Below are 20,152 nucleotides of genomic sequence, written 5' to 3'. Positions count from 1 at the left end.
CCTACCCATTCCTGGCAGTCGCAGGCGACACCAGCCGCGGGACATTCACAGCCAGATCGTTATTCATCTGGATAATGGTCATCGCCCCGGCAATGCCGTCAACATTCAGACCCCGTCGCTCCTGGTACCAACGCACCTGGTCCTGCATCGGCATACGCTTGACCCGCCCGGCTTCCTGTTCGTTGCTGCTCAAGCGTTCGGCCAGTTCCATCATCCGGGCTCCGATCCAGAGTTGCTGGCCGGATTCTTCTCCATAAAAACCATCACCCGTCATATACTCCGGGACCCGCCAGAGCACCCGGAACTCCCCGTACCAATAGGGTTCCAGTTGCTGAAAGGGAACGCGCTCTTCACCCTGAGGCGTAACAATCACCGCCACATCCCCGACCAACCGCTGGAGGAGCAGCTGTCGACTCTCGCCGTTTTCATCCCGTAACTGCAAAATCGCCGGGCGATCTATGAACTCCAGGCTTCGGCGGCTCCCCTGCCGTTCCAGGCAAGCCAGCCCGACCGATGCCGCGTAGTCACAGGCAATCGGATTGCCGGATGGTTCATAGCTTTTATCCCACAAAGCAAACATGGCAACGAAAGCATCGGCAAGGGGCTGGGTATGCTGCCGGAATACAAAGTCCTTAGGAGCGGGAGGCGCAGATGGCACCGGGGCCGCCGTGGGCGCTGTTGTCGGCACGCCGGCCCGTTCAATGACACCAGAGACCGCCGGACTACTGCCGTCGCCAGCCATCGCTTCGCCAACCTCTCCGGGGCGGTCAAACACCCAGAGCGTGCCAATGATGGCAAGGATCACCGACGCAACGACCATCCACAGATGGCCCGCCCTATTTCCGAAACTGGGTCGCCGGGACGGTGCAGCCATCCCGCCATTGACTTCCCGGGCTGCCTGTCGAACGTGAGGGGTAGAGATCAGATGGTCGCCCTCGGCATAAGCTCCGAGCAAAGCCCGGTCACTGATCAGATTAATCAGCCTGGGAATCCCCTGACTTTCCCGGTATAAGCGCCGCACCGCTCCGGCAGTAAAGATATCGCCCCGCATTCCGGCAACGTTCAGGCGGTACTGCAGGTAGGCAGGTAGCTCATCCCGGTCTATCGAATCCAGATGGTAGCGCGCCGTCACCCGCTGGTTGAGCTGTCGCAGTTCCGGTAACGCCAGAATGGCCTGCAACTCCGGCTGGCCCAGCAGGACAATCTGCAACAGTTTTTTCTCAGCTGTTTCAAGATTGGTCAGCAGTCTCAACTGCTCAAGAACTTCCGCCGAAAGATTCTGAGCCTCGTCGATGATCAGAACCTTGTGCCTTCCAGCCGCGTGGGCTTTCAGCAAATCCTTGTTGATGTTGTCAACCAGTGTCTTGATGGATGCATCGGGGGCGTGAGCAATTTCCAGCTCATCGCAGACCGAAGACAACAACTCCCGGGCCGACAGGCGTGGGTTCAGCACCAGCGCAATATCCACATGCTCTGGCGCATTTTCGATGAAACAGCGGCAAACTGTGGTTTTTCCTGTCCCCACCTCACCGGTGATAACGATAAAACCACCCTGGCCCTGAACGCCATACATCAGATGGGCTAACGCCTCTTTATGACGATCACTCAGGTAGAGATAACGCGGATCTGGAGCTATTGAGAACGGCGGCTCACGAAAGCCGAAAAAATCGTAGTACATGGTCCCTCAGGGCCTGGCCAAGGCGTTACCGCCTACCAGTTTGAGTTCCGCTGCACGCCGGTTCTGATGCTTTAACCGGCGAACACAACGCTCCAGGGTTTTTGAGATACGCGCGTGAGATCGGATCATGGAGATCCTGGGCCAGGTGGCACGCTCCCCTTCCAGAATCATTTCCCTCACGTACTCGGGGCTCGGGTTAGCAAGCATACGCCGAAAATGCCTGAGAGAATAGTTTGGCGCAATGGTGACATCACCGGAATACCGCTGTGCCATGATGGTATAAAGCTGCCCAGCCAGTTGGCGAGCCAGTTCGGGTTTTACCCGCTTTCGGAGGTAATCAAACACGCCCTGGCCATGAAACTGAATTTCCGACTTGATCAAATGAGATGGCAGATTGGCCAGGGAAAGTTTTTCATCCTGCCCCCGATCACTCAGAAAGGGCACCACATGGGGATTGGTCTGGCTCACAATGGTGAAATTCACATCGTACAGGTGCATTAAACGCTCAATGGGCAGATCGCTGACAACAGAGCCGTCCACAAATCTGAGCCGGGGCATGTAGGGTAAGGAATGGCCATTCAGGTCTTTTTTCATCAGGGTTACCGGCGGGAAGACGCCCGGTACCGCCGCACTGGCCAGAGCCGCACTCCAGACCAGCAGATACGGCGAAGTGTAACCACACAGCAACCTTGCTTTCTGGTGGGCCTGAACCGGTGAAACGCTGATGTTGATGCTCCGCCCGGTTCGCTGATACGCTTCTTCAAACGTGTAGTCGCCGATGTTCTCCCTCAGACAGCGACGCAGGGTTTCCTGATCCATCAACCCGGTGCCGCGCATGGCACTCAACAGCCCCCGCCATTTCCAGGCTTTCAGGTTATGGTTTTCAGGAACCAGCATTTCCGGAATCTCTGCATCGGTATGCACGCCCAGGATGCCGGCAATAATGGCCCCGATACTGGACCCCGCAATTACCTGAGGTAACAGCCCCTTTTCCCAAAGCGCTTTGATCACTCCGAAATGAAACATTCCCAGGCTGGCGCCGCCACTCAATAACAACGTCGGCCGACCAAAGCTGGTCAGGGTATCGCGGAAAAACTGGAGCCTGTCGTGCACCGGAAAACCCGGTACCGGGTGATCACAAAGGTAATCCAGTGACTCGCACACCTGAGTGATGTATTCCTCTATCAGGTGTTTGGTCCCGACCCTGGACCTGCTGTAAAGGGCCGGATTCCCCATATTGCCGAGATCATGGTGCAGTCCTTCCCGAAGCGCACGTTTCAGGCGCTCGACATCATTCTGCTGCCGATACTGTTTAAGGTTGCTCAGGCGATCATAAATCAACTCGTAGTGGTACAGATCCGAGGAAAAGTCCTCTTTCCACTCAGCGTTACCCTCAAGAAAATCCAGTTCCAGTGCCGCCGCCTTCCACTGTTCATAGTTGGAGGCCTGCGCCAGCATTTTCCGGAAACGGGCTATTCTCGGGTCCTTGATCACCTGTCGCCTCCCAGCTTCAACACTCAGAAATCATCGAGCATCAGATCTTCGTCATCACTCGCGAAGGGGTCTTCAGTGATCTTACCATCGTTAATGAGGAATTCCCGGCGCTGCAGAAACGCATTGCGCATAAACGTGTACCGGTCCCCGGAAATAAAGCTTTCTGCCGGAATCAGATCGGCGCGCTTGTCCACAATCTGCAAGCCCCGGAGATAGTACCACTCAGGTGATTCCACCGACTCCCAGGCCGATGGCAACATGAAGCCATCAGCAGCCATCCCCGTGAAATAGCGTGGAGTCGACGGCCCCAGGAACGGCAGCATAAGATAGGGCCCCGAGTCCACCCCCCAGGTGGCCAGGGTCTGACCAAAGTCTTCGGGGCGCTCGGGCAACTCAAATGCATTCGCCACGTCAAAAATACCACCAAGCCCGAACACAGTATTGAACGTGAAGCGTCCGAACGCGACCACAGCCGATTCCCCTTTGAGCTGCAGGAGGCTGTTGGTGAAGTTCCGGATTTCGGTCAGGTTATTGAAGAAATTGGTAATACCACGGTCAACCAGATCTGGCGTTACCGTGCGGTACCCCTGAGCCACCGGACGGAGAAACCAGCGGTCCACGGAATCATTGAAAACAAATACCTTGCGATTCCAGCTCTCGTAAGGATCATTGGTCGCAACCGGCATAGCCTGCTCACCCGGCGGCTCCTGAAGATTCTGGGCCACGACGGGGGAGGAAGCCACAAGGGCGAGTAATACTGCGGTGACCATCCTGGATGACCAGCGCCGGGACTTACGCTCTTTCATCTTGCCTTCTCGGGTTGTTTAACCTGTTCGATTTCGTCAACAATACCGGCGCTTTATTTTTCTTTTTCATTCTTCCGGAGGAAATCCGATGTCAGTACCGGGAAATCCTGTCAGCACCCTCACCATGGCCTTGCGGTGGGGGGACATGGATGCATACGGCCACGCCAATAACACCGTATACTTTCGCTTCTTTGAAGAAGCCCGGATTGTCTGGCTCTCTTCCCTGGATCTTGGCGATGCCGAGGCTCCAACCGGGCCAGTCATTATAAAGACCAGCGCCACATTCCTGAAGGAGTTGACACACCCCGCCAGTGTGGTGGTGGAAACATACGCGGACAAAGCCGGAAATACCAGTCTGGATACTTACCATTTGCTTAAGGACAGGGACACCGGGGACATCTATGCAGAGGGGTATGCAAAGGTTGTGTGGACCGATCGAACCACCCGAAAATCCACCCCACTGCCAGATACGCTACGGGCACTGGCAGCGAGATAATATCGTTTAGCGGTGGCGCACCACAACGCTGCCAATGGAATAGCCTGCACCGAATGAGCAGATAACACCCAGTTCGCCGGCCTTCAGGTCATCTTTATGCTTATGGAAAGCAATGATGGAACCGGCGGAACTGGTGTTTGCATACTCATCAAGGATAACAGGCGCTTCTTCCAGGTTGGCGTCGCGGCCCAGCACCTTGCGGGCAATCAACTGATTCATGTTCAGGTTAGCCTGATGCAGCCACATGCGAGTGAGATCATCCGGGCTCAGTGAGAGTGACTCAAGGTGCCCCTGGATAGTCTCAGCCACCAACGGTGATACTTCCTTGAAAACTTTACGACCCTGTTGAATAAACAGCTTGTCGGGCTTGCCAATCCCCGCTTCGTCAGCGCGATTCAGGAATCCGAAGTTATTGCGGATGTTGTTTGAAAATCTGGTGGTCAGGCGGGTTCCAAGAATCTCAAACCCCTGCCCTGCCTGGGTATCTTCCTCACGTTCAACCAGAATTGCTGTGCAGGCGTCCCCAAAGATGAAGTGGCTGTCCCGGTCCCGGAAATTCAGGTGACCCGAGCAGATCTCAGGACTGACAACAAGAACCGATCTCGCCGCTCCGTTCTCAACGGAGTTGACTGCCGCCTGGAGCCCAAAGGTGGCCGAACTGCAGGCAACGTTCATATCGTAGGCAAAGCCCTCAATTCCCAACGCTTCCTGAACTTCGATTGCGATGGCCGGATAGGGTCTCTGCATGTTGGAGCAGGCCACAATAACCGCATCCACGTCCTTCACCGTCTTACCGGCCTGGGCTAGAGCTTCTTTGCAGGCAACAACCGACATTTCACACTGAACCGAGGGCTCGTCGTTGCTGCGCTCAGGGATATAGGGTGCCATGCGGTTGGGATCGAGAATACCGTCGCGATCTATAACGTGGCGGCGCTTGATACCGGACGCTTTCTCGATAAACGCAGAAGACGAGGGTTGCAGGGCAGCCACTTCACCACGGGCAATCTGCTCCGCGTGCTCGTTGTTGAACATTTCAACGTACTGATTGAACGCTTCAACCAGTTCATCATTCTCGATAATGGCGGGCGGCGTATAGAGGCCGGTTCCGCTGATGACGGCTTTAATCACAATAACCCCACGTCATAGTTATAAATCGGTTTCTGACATCACAGTGTCAGAAATACTAACACAGTCCGGCAGAATTGCCCGTGGGACTATTGTCCAGTGGCCCCATTCCAGTGCAGCCGGAGGGATCAGATCCGTGTCTTTTCCCATTGTTTATCGAGCCGCTTTACCGACACCGTCATCGCCGTGCCCAATTGCTGGGCAAAAAAGGAAATGCGAAACTCCTCGAGCATCCAGCGATAGGTTTCCAGCTCCGGATCCCTCACCCCCTGGCGCTTTTGCTGTTCGGTTTTGGTGGCGTATCTCGCCCACAACGGTTCAATAGCATGAAGAAACTCCCGCTCACGCCCCATCTCTCTTGGCATTTTCTCAAGCCGGAGATCAGCGGCCTCGAAGTAAACGCCAAAACGGTCGAGCCAGCAGGCCGGGGTATTCACAAGAAACCCCGGATAAACCAATTGTTGCAGCTGGAACTTGATATCCGCCATACTCGCCGCGAGCGCCAGACTGATCTTGCCCTTCAGCTGTTTCGCCACCTTCTGATAACCCGTCATTGCCTGAAAAAGGCGCTGATCTGCCGCTTCCAGCGCTGGAATGAAATCGCCTCTGTGGCGATCAAACACTTCGATGAAGGCTGCTTCCGTTCGCGGCAGAGCATCCGACAGAAAATGCTGCATGACGGTAGCCAACAGCAAGTCGTCCAGCAGCACTCTAGCCTGCCCGACCGGCGCAAACATTAAGGCAGATTGCCTGAACTTTGGCAGCTTTCGGTCAAGGTCAGACAACGTATTCCCGAACCGATTGACAATCAGCCTTGCGAGCCCACGCCTAAGGGTATCTTCCGCCGTCAGGCGGTCCAGGCAACGAACCGAGCGCACCTTGCCACCAAGATCTTCCAGTGCCGGATAAACCGTCACCTGCATGCCGCCTTTTTCCGTCTGAACCTGTTCCGGCAACCCTCCGAACTGCCATTCGCTGAACTCTCCGGCCAGCGTGTCACCGTTTTCATCCTGAGTGGCAGAGGCCAGTGCCGCTTCCGCCCGGCCTTCCAACTTTGCCTGGAGCTTATTAGTATCCCGGCTCTCGGCAATCACTTTGCCTTGATCGCCGGTGACCCTCAGGTTCATACGCAGGTGGCGAGGTAACTCGTCCTCCGGCCAGGCAGCAGGATCAATCTGGACACCGGTCATACGCCGGAGCTGGTCACCCAGCTTGATGGCCAATGGCTCGTTACCGGGCTGAAGATTGGCAAGAGCGGCATCGACAAAGTCCGGCACCGGCACAAAGTTTCGTCTCAGTGCCTTGGGAAGGCCTTTTACTAAGGCAATGCATTTCTCACGCAGCAGGCCTGGAACCAACCATTCCAGACGCCGGGCAGGAATCTGTTTGAGTGCCATCAGCGGGACATTCAATGTCACGCCATCGCGTTCACTGGTGGGTTCAAACTCGTAACTGAGCGGGTATTTCACCCCCTCCCATTCAAGAAAATCCGGATACTGTACCGCGGCCGATTGGTCCAGAGGTCTCTGCAACACATCCGCTTCGGTCAGTTCCAGTTTCTTCAGATCCTGAGCCGACAGGCTTTTCCACCAGGTTTCAAAATGCCGCCCACTGACGACTGCGTCCGGAAGTCGTTCGTCGTAAAAAGCAACGAGCACCTCATCGTCTACCAAGAGGTCCCGACGCCGGGTTTTCTTCTCCAGATTCTCGACGGTATCCAGCATCTCCCGGTTGCGGGCGATAAAGGGAGCCTTTGACAGATAGTCTCCTTCCACCAAAGCCCGGCGGATAAACAGTCTCCGGCACTCCGCCGGATCCACCTTGGCGTAGGGAATCCGACGTTTCGAGACCACATCAAGGCCATACAGACTGACCTTTTCATACCCCATTACCTGGGCCCGCTTCTGTTCCCAGTGGGGTTCAAAGTAGTGATGTTTGACAACATGGCCGGCAAGCGGCTCGACCCACTCAGGCTGAATGGCCGCTACCATTCGCGCGAAGACTTTACTGGTCTCCACAATTTCTGCCGCCACAATCCACTTAGGTGCAGCCTTGCCGACCCTGGAGCCGGGAAAGATCATCACCTTGCGGTTGCGGGTAGCCAGATATTCCCGCTTTTCCACTTTAACCGCGACCTGGCCGAGCAAACCCGCCAGAATTGCCTTGTGCACAGCGTCGTAGTTGGCCGGCTGAGTGTTCAGAGCCAGTTTCTGTTCCCGGCAGATCAACGTAAGTTGCCGGTGAATATCCCGCCATTCCCGCATCCTCATCCAGCTGAGAAACGTTTTCTGGCAAAGTTTCTTGAGTTGGTTCTGGGACTGTTCCTGGCGCTGGTCTTCAAACCAGTTCCAGATATTCAGCAAAGTCGCGAAATCCGATTCTTTGTCATTGAACGGCGCATGGGCCTGATCTGCTGCCTGCTGTTTTTCCTGTGGACGTTCTCTGGGGTCCTGAATACTGAGCCCCGCGATCACGATCAGCACCTCTGCGAGGCTGCCCAGTTCTGAAGAGGTCACAAGCATCCGTGCCAGCCGCGGGTCCAGTGGCAGACGGGCCATCGTGCGCCCAAGCCGGGTCACCCGTCGCTTTTCGTCGACCGCGCTGAGTTCTTCGAGCAGCTTGTACCCATCATTGATCTGGCGCCGGTCCGGGGCTTCAAGAAACGGAAAATGCCGGATTTCGCCCAACCCGGAGGTGGCCATTTGCAAAATGACGGACGCCAGATTAGTCCTGAGAATTTCAGGGTCGGTGTACTCCGGACGATTCAGAAAATCGGTTTCATCATACAGCCGGAAGCAGATACCAGGCGCTACCCGTCCGCATCGGCCCGCCCTCTGGTTGGCACTGGCTTGCGAGACCGGCTCAACCGGCAACCGTTGTATCTTTGAACGAACACTGTACCGACTGATCCGGGCGACCCCGGTATCAATAACGTAACGTATGCCCGGCACTGTCAGCGACGTTTCAGCGACATTCGTGGACAACACCAGACGCCGCCCTTTATGGCCCTGGAATACCCGGTTCTGCTCCTGATTGCTCAACCGGGAATACAGCGGCAACACCTCGGTATGACGGAGATCCGCGTGGCGAAGCACTTTGCTCAAACCTCGGATTTCACGTTCACCCGGTAGAAACACCAGCACGTCGCCGGGCGGCTGTTTATGCTGGCGCTCGTGCTGTTCAATTTCATCAAGGGCCGAAAGGACCCCGTCGGTCCAGCTCTGATCCCGGTCATCTTCGTCACCCGTCAGCGGGCGATAGCGGATATCGACCGGGAATGTACGACCACTCACCTCGATAACCGGCGCCTCGTTGAAAAACTCACTGAAGCGCTCAACTTCAATCGTCGCAGACGTGATGATAATTTTCAGATCAGGCCGCTTTGGTAACAGCTGTCTGAGGTAACCCATCAGGAAATCGATGTTAAGGCTGCGCTCATGGGCTTCATCGATAATCAGCGTATCGTAACGATCCAGAAAGCGGTCGTGCTGAATCTCCGCCAGCAAAATACCGTCAGTCATCACCTTGACCCGGGAATGTTCGGAGGTGTTATCGGTAAACCGAACCTGATATCCCACCTGTTGCCCGACCTGCTCGCCCAACTCTTCAGCAATTCGATTGGAGACACTGCGTGCGGCTATCCGCCGGGGCTGGGTATGACCAATCAATCCTCTTGTCCCACGCCCCAGGTTCAGGCAGATTTTCGGGATCTGCGTGGTCTTCCCGGAGCCGGTTTCCCCGGCAACAATCACCACCTGATGCCGATCGATGGCTTCGCTGATGTCGTCTACCCGGTCACTGACCGGAAGCCCGTCCGGAAACGTTACCGGTTTGTGCAAGGCCTGGCGCTTCCGAACCTTGTCCAGCCCCTGCTCCAGCCACTGTGCCATCTGTTCGAGATCGCGGGTACCAGGCACGCCTTTGCAGCGCCCCACACGGCGAATAATGCGAGCGGCGTCCTGCTGGTTACAGGCATCCAGCTGGCTCAGTATGGCTTTCACGGCGCCCTTTGGGTCCGCAGAAGCGTCAAACGGGGTTTTATCAGTCATTTAAAGCAGCAGACTCAACAATCAGTGGGTGAACAGTCAGGGCGAGACAGTCTAACGGGAAAACCCGGGGCGAGAAACACAGAGACCCCGCCGAAGCGAGGTCTCTGGTGTGGAGCGAAACCGAAAAAGCGGTTTACTTGTCGCTGGCCTCGTCGCGCAGTTCCCGGCGCAGAATTTTGCCCACGTTGCTCTTTGGCAGTTCTTCACGGAATTCAAAGTGTTTGGGCACCTTGTATGCCGTCAGTCGCTCACGGCAGAACTCTTTCAGCTCATTGGCGGCAACACCTTCTTTTGTGGGCACCACATAGACCTTCACTGCCTCGCCACTCTTGGCATCCGGAATACCCACCGCAGCACACTCTACAACTTTGGGATGGCTGGTTACCACGTCTTCAATCTCGTTAGGGAAGACGTTGAACCCGGACACAATGATCATGTCTTTTTTGCGGTCAACAATGCGAATATAACCGTCTTCCTGAATCAGGGCTACATCACCTGTTTTCAGGAAGCCATCGTCGGTAAAGGATTTCTGGGTATCATCCGGGCGCTGCCAGTACCCACGCATAACCTGTGGGCCCTTCACACACAGCTCGCCGGGTTCGCCGATCGGTGTTTCATTACCGTCATCATCAATGGTTTTCACCACGGTAGACGGAATCGGCAGGCCAATAGTACCAAGCTGAATCGCGCTTCGTGGGTTAAAGGTAACCACCGGAGACGTCTCAGTCATGCCGTAGCCTTCACTGATCTCACAACCGGTCACCCGTTGCCACATTTTCGCCGTATCACTGGTCAGGGCCATACCACCGGACGCGGTAAGTTTCAGCCCGGAAAAATCCAGATCCTGAAACTCTTCATTGTTACACAACGCTACGAACAAGGTGTTCAAACCAATGAACGCAGAGAATTTCTGCTTCTGAAGCTCTTTAACAAAGCCCGGAATGTCCCGTGGGTTGGGGATCAGAATATTATGAGCACCCGCCTCCAGCATGATGCCGCAGTTCAGGGTGAACGAATAGATGTGATAGAGCGGCAGTGGCGCAATCACCACTTCCTTTCCTTCGTCTACCTGATCTTCCAGCATCGGCCGGACCTGAGTCAGGTTCGCGACCAGGTTGGCGTGGGTTAACATTGCACCTTTGGCAACGCCCGTCGTACCGCCGGTATACTGCAACACCGCCAGGTCGTCGAGTTTAATATCGATCGGGGTGTATTTTTCCCGGGCACCGGCACTGAGAACGGCAGGTAATTTCCGGGCACCAGGAATATTGAAAGCGGGGACCATTTTTTTCAGGTGCTTTACGACAGCATTCATCAGCGTGCGCTTGAGTGGAGAATGCATGTCCGCGACTTCGGTAACAATCACGTGCTCTACGCTGGTATGGGGCAATACTTTTTCGGCTTTATCAGCCATGTTGGCCAATACCACCAGCGCCTTGGCGCCCGAATCGTTGAACTGGTGTTCCATTTCCCGGGTGGTATAGAGCGGATTGGTGTTCACCACAATCAAGCCGGCACGCATAGCACCGAATACAACCACCGGATATTGCGTAATGTTCGGCATTTGCACGGCAATACGATCGCCGGGCTTCAGGTCGGTTTTGTTCTGCAGCCAGGCCGCAAAATTACGGCTCTGAGTATCAAGATCCCGGTAAGTCAGGGTAACACCAACGGCAGTAAACGCGGGCTTATCAGCGTACTTCTGCACTGCCTTTTCAAATACATCTACCATGTTTTTGTATTTGTTAAGGTCTATTTCCCGGGGGATGCCAGCTGGGTATTTGTCTTGATAGAACTGCTCAAAATCCATCACCATCTCCTGTCTGATTGGCGCTATGGGGAGCTAACGGATGGGTTCACAAGCCCCCGGATCATTACGTTTTGCCAAGACCGAACCCTCGGGAAAATCAACCCGACAAAAGTATCAGCCGCAAAAAAGTGGGGAGAGAATAGCAGTTTTGTTACCGATGAGGTAGTTTTCGGGACTGCAAACGGCACAACCGTACTCAAATGACCGATCACCGGAGCCCGTGATGACAGACACCCTGGATACACTGGAAAACATTACCTACGACGAACTGCATGAAGGCGATTCTGCAACCTTTACCCGCACGCTGACCGAAGATGAGCTGGTACTTTTTGCAGCGGTCTCTGGCGATGTTAACCCTGTGCATCTGGACCCGGAATTTGCCGCTGAGTCCATGTTCCGTGAGCGCATTGCCCACGGCATGTGGAGCGGCTCACTGATTTCAGCTGCCCTGGCGACCGTGATGCCTGGGCCAGGCACCATCTATCTGGAACAAAGCCTGTCCTTCAAAAGACCGGTCAAGCTTGAGGATACGCTGACCGTAGCCCTGACGGTGCAGAGCAAGGGCCCCAAAAACCGGGTAACATTCGGCTGCGATGTACGAAACCAGAATGGCGATCAGGTGGTGTCCGGCGAGGCCCGCGTGATTGCTCCGACCGAAAAGATATCCCTTCAGAAACCAAGACTACCAAAGATCACGATCGAGAACTGAGGCGTCTCAGTGGCTCACCCCGGAAGGAAGTCTATCGGGAATCTTACCTTCCGGGTCGTCACATTGTCTGCGCCAAAATGGAACATCTGTACGCGCAAGGCTATCCGCTTCTCAAGCATCGGGTGGCCCAGCTCTGAGCCCACCACATCACAAGCCGAAACGGTACCATCCGGCTCGATCACAAGTTCCAGCGTCACTTTCCCCTCCAGCGTCGGATCCTGCCTCAGCTCCCTCTGATACAGGGAGTACAGCACGCCTTTCTGAGCATCAAACACCTGGCGAATGTTGCTCATGGCACGCTCCCCCATCAAGGGGCGAGCCGGCTCTGGCTGGCTTGCACCCGGCGACACGGTCTCTTTAGGCGCAGCCACGTTACTGGTTTCATGATTCGCCAGCTCAACTTCCCGAACCGGTCCTTCCCGGGCCTCGACCCCACCGCTTCCTTTAAATACCGTGTCAGGCGGGGCGGCCCCTCCCGGATCTCCGCCCCGCCCTGCATCAACGTTGGCAATTCGCCGGACATCCGAACGGGAGGATTCAATCGCCGTCAGTGCACTGAGCCGGTCTTTCATCGCAAACAACCCGGAACGTGACGCAGTCTCCCTGGCCTGTTCTGCGCTCTGAGCCACCGGTGCAGGCTGCTCCGGAAGCCGCGGAGCCTCCGGGCGACGGACCGGGGCCGCGGGCTCAGGCCTGGCCTCTGGCTCGGATGCTGGTTCGGGCTCCGATGGCATCTGCTCGGGAGGCTCGGGAATCACCACGGGCTCTGGTGCCTTGTCCGCTTTCGGGGGCATCACCAACTTTGCCACCCTCGACGGTATGCGCTCAGCTTCCTCTCGACTCAGCTCCGGGACTAACATCCCTGGAATCAAGATGGCGGGAACCAGAAAAATCGCCATCACAACACCGACGACCGCCGCAAAACGACACGTTTCGGCCCGATCCCTCGACCACGGAAGTCGGGAGGTCTGCGACAATGCCATTTGCTCAGCCATTGCGAACCTCAGCCTCCACCGCCAGCCTTACCTGTCGGAACTGCTCATTCACGCAGGTCTGCATAATTTTTCTCAGTAGGCGATAATCGGTTTCTTTGCCGGCCAGAATGGTTACCTCCAGGCCCTGTTCCGGCACCGTTTCCAACTGATTCCTGCGATATGCGAGTTCATCCGAAAGGCCAGATATGAAGGTATCGGTCTCCTCAATGCCGTCCAGCCGGGCCACTTCTCGCCCCTGTACAAGAATCGACGGCCCGCTGACCTGAACGGTCAGATTTTCCACGGCCTCCTGCTCCGCGGTGGAGGTAGGCAAAGGCACATCTGCCGCATTCTGCATCACCTTTACGTCGGAGGAATTCACCATCAGGAAGAACACCAGAATGGTAAAAATATCCATCAACGACACCAGATTCAGGGCTCCGGCTTTGTTCATCCGCCGATAGTGGCGCTTGCGCAAACGGGCTTTCCGGGACAACTTCATACGCCCTCCCCCTTAACTGCAGCCGGTCGGGCAGCCAGTTCACGGGCCTCCCCGGCATCCATCAGAGAAATTTCCGGAAACAGCTCAGCCTGAACCACACTCGCAGCCACCACCGCCGGGTATGAACGCACAGTATCCATGACGGAAACCAACGTCTGATAATCGATGTCCGGCCCAACCTCAAGAGTGATATCGGTCTTATCCGGCAGACGGGACTTGATCCCTTGTAACAACGTGCTCAGGCGGGCATAGTTTTGGCCTTCACGGCCGGCTGGCAGCACCTCAATCACTCCCCGATCACTGTCCGTCAACTCCATGCCATCGGGCAAGACAGTGACGACCAACCGAAACGATTCCACCTCCGGGGCCTCTCCCATCTCCAGGCCAGGAAAATTCAGTTCAATCATGCGGATCTGACTGAAGACCATCCCAAGCAGCAAAACCGGTACCAGAACAATCATCAGATTCAGAAACGCGGTGATATCCAGGTCAGCGGTGGCGGTCAGCCTTCGATGTCGACGCCTCATGGTCATCCCGCGAACTGACGATCATCAGTTTCGGAAACCAGATTCAATAGCTTCACGCCAGCCATTTCGAAACTGTCCACAATTTCATTGGTACGGGTCTGTAAAAGGGCATGGAACAACAACAATGGAATCGCCGACATCAACCCAAACGCCGTGGTGTTCATCGCCACAGAGATGCTTTCCGACAACAGCGAAGCCTTCTGGGCGGGATCGGCTGCAGCCACCGCCGTAAAGGCCGCAATCAGCCCGATGATGGTGCCAAGCAAACCCAGAAGCGTGGCGATGTTTGCCAGGGTAGCGAGGTACTGCGTGCGCTTTTCCAGCCGGGGTAAAATCTCCATCAAGCCCTCCTCCATCGCGTACTCGATATCCTCCCGGCGGCTATTGGACATCAAGCGAGCAATACCAGCACCGAGGACCGAGGCAATGGCACTGTCTGAGCCGGACGCGGCTTTCATCGCCCGGTGATAATCGCGTTTCTGCAGCGCAGGCAAAATCCCCCGTTCAAACGCCATTCGGTTACGCCGTCGAACGCCCCCAAGGTAGAGAAAGCGCTCCAGCGTGATGGCCAGCCCCAGAGCAAGTACGACGGCGATCGGGTACATGAAGGGGCCACCCTCCTGAAAAAAACGGATCACGGTATCCAGCATAGTTATCTCCATTGACGACGGGGTCACGGTTGCAATTCGGCCAGAGCAGCACGCGACCCTTCAGGTCGGGGTGGCTCCAAAACCAGGGGATTCAGGGTTTGACGAAACAATCGATGGTTTTCCAATACCGGTTCCGAGACCGGTGCCAGAAGTTCAGGGGCATCATGTCCGAGTTCAGCTCTCGGACGTCGTGGCAGGCTCGGGGTTTGCCACGGCAAAATGTAAAGAATTCCCGGGTCGTCCTCCCCGGCACCCGCCGACACCCCGCTCACTCGCAGGATGTCCCGGTTGTCCATATCGGTAGTTGCCCCACCGGCCAGAAGACTGCCGGACAATGACAACAGCCAAGCCACAAGAAAACACCTGCCGAACATCGCCAAGGGTCTCATTGGAGCCTCCTTTCCAAATCTGCAATCCAGCCAGCCACCTGAGCGTCTCGCCCTCCGGACAGATCCTGAAACTGCCTGTAGTGCTTGAGTGCTTTGGTAAAATCCAGCAGATAAAGCTCTGAAATAACAGCCAGGTTGTAGTGCATATCCGCGACTTCCGGGGTCACGGCCAAGCCTTCTTCAAAGGTCTCGGCCGCCTCGGAAAAACGCGCCAGCTCCTTCAGTACCAATCCGAGATTATTGCGAACGATGGCGTTAGTCGGATCTGCCGCCAAAGCCTTTCGCCACGCGTCGAGCGCGGCCTCCGGGCGCCCCGCCTCGTATGCCTGCCGGCCCTGGCGCACCCATTCCCGGGACTGTTCCGGCTGATAGCGCACCGTTACCTCCTCTGGCTCAGGGGCGTTCGAAGCGCAGGCCCCCAGGGCCATCATCACAACCATCAGCCCAGTACGACAAGCCGTCAAAGTCACCCAATGACCCATCATGTTTCTCCCGGGTTGCTCTTGGTGGCCCAGCTCATCCATCGGAACTCACGTTGGTATCGGCCCGGGTGCAGGGTCGCAAGCGCTGTCATGCTTCGCTGTATCCACTCGTCGAAACCAGCATTGGGAATGCGCTCGTGATTCTGCGAGTGCAGTGCCATCGCTTGTTCTTCCAAAGGAAAGGCTTCTTCTTCGAGCAGCATTTTGTATTGCATTGCTTCCAGTTCGTTAAGCCCTTCCGGAACGTCTGAGGCCATCAGGTCCCTTGCCAGCACCCGGTAAAGTTCGGCACGGCGAAACAGCACCTCAGAACGAACGAGCTTTCCGGCAAATGACTCCGCTTCCTCCAGATAATCCTGAGCTTCTCGCATCGCCGCCTGTTTGCGGGTTAGGGAACGCTCCAGGGGAGCGATCAGGGGGATATCCATAAAACGGCGTGAAGCCCGGGCCCCGAAATAGAGCGCAGCCTCTGCTGCCCACAGCAATGTTTCTTCGGAATGCCATTGGCTGGCACGCTCTCGGGCCAGCAACTGATGACGCAAGGTATCGTCAGCCCCGCCCGACTCAATCAAACGCTGCCTTACCTTTTGTTGCTGAAGATGCTCGCCGGGGGCTTCCGGCGGGGAAGCAGCCGCCAGCCAGCCCCGGTAGAGCTGGTTCCGCGACTCTGTATCCCCCTCATCATGATAAATTGCCGCGGCACGAAGCCTGGTTGGCCAGGGCACCGCTTCTTGCTCTGCGCGCCTGAGTAACTCGGCCGCTGCTTTCCCACCTTGCCCGGACTCCCGGTAAGCCAGTACCAGCTTCTCGCTGGTGGCTGGCGTTAACTCATGTTTGGGATAATCGTCTCGGAAGCGGTTCAGCTCGTTGATGGCGGCCAGCCAGTCCGCCGCTTTAAGTAAGGCATTAGCGGCATCGTACCGGGCGTTGATCGCGATTTCAGACCCCGGAAGAACATGTTCAACGCGCTGATAATGCGCTACGGCGATGCGAACCTGGCCCGCCTCAACGGCATCGTCGCCTTGGTGGTAGACCGACGTGGCGATCTGCTCCCGGATGTGCTCTTTCTGGCTTCCGGACGCCGGGCCGAGCTGCTCAGCCAGTTCAAGGGCCTGCCGCCAGGCCTGCTCAGCCAGTGCATGGTCCTGAGCCTGTTGGCGAACGCGGGCGGTTACCAACCAGGCAGCGTAGCGCTCAGACACCCCCGCATCTTCCCAGTCGAGGGTCCGGGCAGCGTACAGAAGGGCTTTGTCGCTTTCCCCTTCCTCGTACCAGCGATTGGCAAGATCTGCCCTGAGCTGCGACAACCGCGCATCCGGACCGAACGCATTCGTGTAGCGTTGCTCCTGATCGCTGACCCTTTCAAGCTGCCGGTGTCGGTCATCACCGGCCACCAGATCAAGATCATCCCGCAGTATCCGGACCGCAGCCCACGCAGAGTCTCCCGACTTCTCATGACGATGCTGGTACGCCGAGGCCTGGAAATTGACGAGCGCACCGGAACGATGGCCAGACAGCAATTGAGCGTCGGCGGCAAGATGCAGAAGTGCTCCCGTCTCCCGGGACCGGGGTGCCAACCGCTCGTAGTAGGTTGCGGCCGCCGCCCATGCCTCCCGGGCAGCAACCAACTCACGCTGAGAGGACAGTTCAGAACCAGCAGCGTAGTAATGGTCCGCCAGGAACCGGCTGTATTTGTGCCAACGCGCCTTCTGTTCAGGGCTCAGGCTTTGATATTCTGCTTCTGCACTCAGTTGCTGCACATAATGCTCTCGGGCAGCGCGAGCCTTTCCTGAAGCGCCAGCCAACTGCCAATAGGTGACGCTCTGAGCCAGGAAATCCGGGCGAGCAGGATGGTCTGGATACCGTGCCACGAAAGCGTCGTTTACCGAGACGGCGCGTTCAAAACGTTTCTCAGCAGCGTGCAGATCGGCCAGACGGTCGTACAACAGGTGCGGCCAGGCCGAACCACTCCGGTTCGCCAGCCAATCGGCCAAGCTGTCGGCATTGCCCTGACGGGATGCCATTACCGCCAGGACGCGAAGCGTATCCTCCAGCATTTCCAGCGCAGAGGCCGGTGGCGTGCCGGACTGTCTGGTTCCGGGCAATTCACGATCCAACACATCCATAAAGGTCGCCGCCGCCCTCAACCACGCCCCGTCACCTTGTTTGAACTGACTCCATCCAAGCATATACCGAGCCTTTGCGGCCAATACCGGATGCCGTTCATCCGTCAATAGCCGGCGATACCCTGACTCCGCTTCCTGGTACCGGCCTGCCGAGAATGCAGCCTCCGCAACCCGAAACCTGGCTTCAGGCACGAGATCTGAGCCCGGATAGAGCCCAATCAGCTGTTTCAACCGGGCAATCGACTGATCGGGTTGGCCAGTCAACGCATGGGCTTTGGCCATCTGATAGAGCAACTCATCCAAACGCCCCGAAAAGGAGCCTTTGGCGAGAATGCTCTCATAGCTTTCAAGCGCTTCCTTATAAAAGGCGGCTTCCCGCTGTTCAGAAAACCCGACATCCTTACCGGACCGATCCCGGATATTGTTGAGCCGGTTCAGAGCATCAATCCGGACTTCCGGCTCATCGGAGGATTCAAAGAGTTTTTGATAACGCCGGGCAACCTCCATCGGCGAAATAGCCGGGAGAGGCCGGCTTTCGAACTTGAGAAACACCGGGCGCATATCGCCCAGGGTTTCCCCATCGCGCCCCAGCTCTACCCGGAAAGACTCTTGCGCAACGCAAAGCGCCGGCTGGGCGATAACGGTTGCAAGAACACAACCACGGAGGATCGAGGCCGGAGAGAAATGCCGGGTCATTGAGCACCTCCCTCAAGGGTTTCCAGTGCCAGGTACTCGTACAGGTGCGCTATCTGTTGCTCCGTCTTGTTGAGCACACGACTCATCCGCTCCCGCTGATCATCCACAAAGGCAAGCGCAAGATCATCCAGCTCCCGGGCGGCCTCCTTGCGCAGAGCACGGGCACGCTGCCTTAACCCCATGATCGCGCCTTGATGGACGGACGCCTCTTGCCGAGCTGAATCAATCAACGCCGGATACTCAGGCATCCGCGACCGCCAGCCTGCGATGCGTTGCCCGGAGACTCTGAGCGACCACTGAAGGTCTTCTAACGCAGCCTTTTGGCCTGCCGCCTGAGCTTTTGTGACAAGCCCCGCCAGCTGAGCTTCCAGCCCGGCCTGAACCTCCTGAATCCCCCCACTTCTGATCCCGGCTATGTCCCTGTCCGATCTCTGACCAAACACCTGCATCATGTCAATAAAGACATCAAGGTCAGACTCGCTCTCCTCCAGGGTCACCAGCAATTCATCGAGCCTTGCGACACGCCGGACCGCGGCCTGAGCATCTGGCGCTTCCATAAAACGAAGAAGGTAAGCCATCCGGGGCTGCGTGAGGGTCCGGCTGTCGGCAAGAAACCACTGTATTTCATCCACCCGGGCATCCCTGACCAGGGTTTTAAAGGCTCCGTCATGCCCGATCTGATCCGCCAGCTTATCCAGCGTAACCCGCTCACTTTCATAAGCGGCGTTGGCCGCCAACCAGGATTCGCCCGCTTGCCCAGGATAGCCGGACAGGTCGTACCCACGCCCCATCCCGATCCAGGCTTCAGCAACGCCAGGAAACGCAAGAGGAAACTTCTTGGCCCTATGCCAACTCTGCATCGCCGCTCGGTGGTTCCCTTTACCCGACAAGGCAAGCCCGTGAAAGTACAGGGCTTGCGGCGTGTGGTATCCCTGCAGAGAAACCTTTTCGAGGAAATCGATGGCCTTGTCATGGTCACCGGCATTCAGGGTCAGAAAGCCTGCCCGGAGATTCAGTTGATCAAGAAGCGCCTGGGCGCGCACTGAGTTGTCATCCCGGGAGGCCATCGCCATGGCGACCCTCAATGACACAAGTGCCCGGGACGAATCCAGATCCTCTCTGGCAAAATCCGCTGCAAGATTCATGTACCCCACTGCAGCCCGGTATCCGTCATCCAGTCGCGCCAGATACTGCCCTGCAGCATCCCTCTCTCCTTTGCCCCGGGCCAGCTCTGCGAGCCCCAGCAGCGCTCTTTGAGCAACGTCCCCGAACCCGGTACGCCGAGCCTCGCTGAACCAGTGTTCGGCCCCGTCGGTATCTCCCATGGCCAGCGCCAGTTCTGCCAGCCTCAGGGCGCTTTCTCCCCGGTGGGCATGACCTTCAAAAACAGCAGAAAACCGTTCCCGGGCCTGATCAACTTCCCCGGAGTTCAGCAGCAACCTTGCCCGCAGATATTCCGCCGACTCTCCTTTCAGCTGAGCCGCCTGCCCCACCACTTTCGCGGGCTCACCGGTATCTAGCCCAAACCGGATCACACCGGCCGCAACTTGCTGATTCATGGCATATCCGGACGGTCCTGACAGACCCAAAATCGGGATCAGGATTACTCCGAGAACCTGAATCAAGGACCGCCGTATTC

General features: G+C 56.8%; 16 protein-coding genes. 2 read left to right on the top strand and 14 right to left on the bottom strand.

What is annotated here, in order from left to right; genetic code table 11:
• Position 1: 1 nt before the first annotated feature.
• Genes K325_RS0105925 through K325_RS0105915 form a run of 3 tightly spaced genes read right to left on the bottom strand, consistent with a single transcriptional unit; the run spans position 2 to position 3,978 of the window.
• Positions 2-1,678: an ExeA family protein gene (locus tag K325_RS0105925; protein WP_029653349.1), complete on the bottom strand. Its 1,677-nt coding sequence runs from the start codon at positions 1,676-1,678 to the stop codon at positions 2-4.
• A 6-nt stretch (positions 1,679-1,684) separates the two neighbouring features.
• Positions 1,685-3,172: a DUF3336 domain-containing protein gene (locus K325_RS0105920; RefSeq protein WP_029653348.1), complete on the bottom strand. Its 1,488-nt coding sequence runs from the start codon at positions 3,170-3,172 to the stop codon at positions 1,685-1,687.
• Between the two features lie 23 nt (positions 3,173-3,195).
• Positions 3,196-3,978: an MlaA family lipoprotein gene (locus K325_RS0105915; RefSeq protein ID WP_029653347.1), complete on the bottom strand. Its 783-nt coding sequence runs from the start codon at positions 3,976-3,978 to the stop codon at positions 3,196-3,198.
• A gap of 88 nt (positions 3,979-4,066) precedes the next feature.
• On the opposite strand from K325_RS0105915, the gene K325_RS0105910 reads away from it, so the two are divergent.
• Positions 4,067-4,474, top strand: coding sequence for an acyl-CoA thioesterase (locus K325_RS0105910; protein WP_029653346.1), 408 nt, complete (start codon positions 4,067-4,069; stop codon positions 4,472-4,474).
• Between the two features lie 6 nt (positions 4,475-4,480).
• Here the strand turns inward: K325_RS0105910 and K325_RS0105905 are convergent, their stop codons facing one another.
• The 3 genes from K325_RS0105905 to K325_RS0105895 form a co-directional block, all read right to left on the bottom strand.
• Positions 4,481-5,602 carry a beta-ketoacyl-ACP synthase III gene (locus K325_RS0105905; RefSeq protein WP_029653345.1) on the bottom strand — a complete coding sequence of 374 codons (1,122 nt, stop codon included), beginning with the start codon at positions 5,600-5,602 and terminating at the stop codon, positions 4,481-4,483.
• 125 nt (positions 5,603-5,727) lie between these two features.
• Complete coding sequence (hrpA, locus tag K325_RS0105900) at positions 5,728-9,648, bottom strand: ATP-dependent RNA helicase HrpA (protein WP_029653344.1); 3,921 nt, start codon at positions 9,646-9,648, stop codon at positions 5,728-5,730.
• Between the two features lie 133 nt (positions 9,649-9,781).
• Positions 9,782-11,458 (bottom strand): long-chain fatty acid--CoA ligase, encoded by a 1,677-nt coding sequence (locus tag K325_RS0105895; RefSeq protein WP_029653343.1) that lies wholly within the window; start codon positions 11,456-11,458, stop codon positions 9,782-9,784.
• A 223-nt stretch (positions 11,459-11,681) separates the two neighbouring features.
• Between K325_RS0105895 and K325_RS0105890 the strand changes: the two genes are divergently transcribed.
• A complete protein-coding gene (locus K325_RS0105890) occupies positions 11,682-12,167 on the top strand; it encodes a MaoC/PaaZ C-terminal domain-containing protein (protein ID WP_029653342.1) in 486 nt (161 codons plus the stop codon).
• Positions 12,168-12,181: 14 nt separating this feature from the next.
• Here K325_RS0105890 and K325_RS0105885 read toward each other — a convergent pair whose 3' ends face one another.
• Genes K325_RS0105885 through K325_RS0105850 form a run of 8 tightly spaced genes read right to left on the bottom strand, consistent with a single transcriptional unit; the run spans position 12,182 to position 20,072 of the window.
• The gene (locus tag K325_RS0105885) at positions 12,182-13,162 is read right to left on the bottom strand and encodes an AgmX/PglI C-terminal domain-containing protein (protein WP_029653341.1); all 981 of its coding nucleotides are present in this window, start codon (positions 13,160-13,162) and stop codon (positions 12,182-12,184) included.
• Positions 13,155-13,643, bottom strand: coding sequence for an ExbD/TolR family protein (locus tag K325_RS0105880; RefSeq protein WP_029653340.1), 489 nt, complete (start codon positions 13,641-13,643; stop codon positions 13,155-13,157). Before K325_RS0105880 ends, K325_RS0105885 begins: the two co-directional genes overlap by 8 nt.
• Positions 13,640-14,170 (bottom strand): ExbD/TolR family protein, encoded by a 531-nt coding sequence (locus K325_RS0105875; RefSeq protein ID WP_029653339.1) that lies wholly within the window; start codon positions 14,168-14,170, stop codon positions 13,640-13,642. Before K325_RS0105875 ends, K325_RS0105880 begins: the two co-directional genes overlap by 4 nt.
• Positions 14,171-14,172: 2 nt before the next feature.
• Positions 14,173-14,820, bottom strand: coding sequence for a MotA/TolQ/ExbB proton channel family protein (locus K325_RS0105870; protein ID WP_036193138.1), 648 nt, complete (start codon positions 14,818-14,820; stop codon positions 14,173-14,175).
• Between the two features lie 23 nt (positions 14,821-14,843).
• Positions 14,844-15,209 carry a hypothetical protein gene (locus K325_RS18015; protein ID WP_051146580.1) on the bottom strand — a complete coding sequence of 122 codons (366 nt, stop codon included), beginning with the start codon at positions 15,207-15,209 and terminating at the stop codon, positions 14,844-14,846.
• Positions 15,206-15,694 (bottom strand): tetratricopeptide repeat protein, encoded by a 489-nt coding sequence (locus K325_RS0105860; protein WP_051146579.1) that lies wholly within the window; start codon positions 15,692-15,694, stop codon positions 15,206-15,208. The genes K325_RS18015 and K325_RS0105860 overlap by 4 nt, the downstream gene beginning before the upstream one ends.
• Entirely contained in the window at positions 15,691-18,513 is a 2,823-nt protein-coding gene (bamD, locus tag K325_RS0105855) for an outer membrane protein assembly factor BamD (protein WP_029653335.1), read from the bottom strand. The genes K325_RS0105860 and bamD overlap by 4 nt, the downstream gene beginning before the upstream one ends.
• The gene (locus tag K325_RS0105850; RefSeq protein WP_228128398.1) at positions 18,510-20,072 is read right to left on the bottom strand and encodes a tetratricopeptide repeat protein; all 1,563 of its coding nucleotides are present in this window, start codon (positions 20,070-20,072) and stop codon (positions 18,510-18,512) included. The genes bamD and K325_RS0105850 overlap by 4 nt, the downstream gene beginning before the upstream one ends.
• Positions 20,073-20,152 lie beyond the last annotated feature (80 nt).

Origin of the sequence: Marinobacter daepoensis DSM 16072 (assembly GCF_000421165.1) — a bacterium.
Classification (GTDB): domain Bacteria; phylum Pseudomonadota; class Gammaproteobacteria; order Pseudomonadales; family Oleiphilaceae; genus Marinobacter; species Marinobacter daepoensis.
This window is presented reverse-complemented; position numbering and strand designations above follow the sequence as displayed.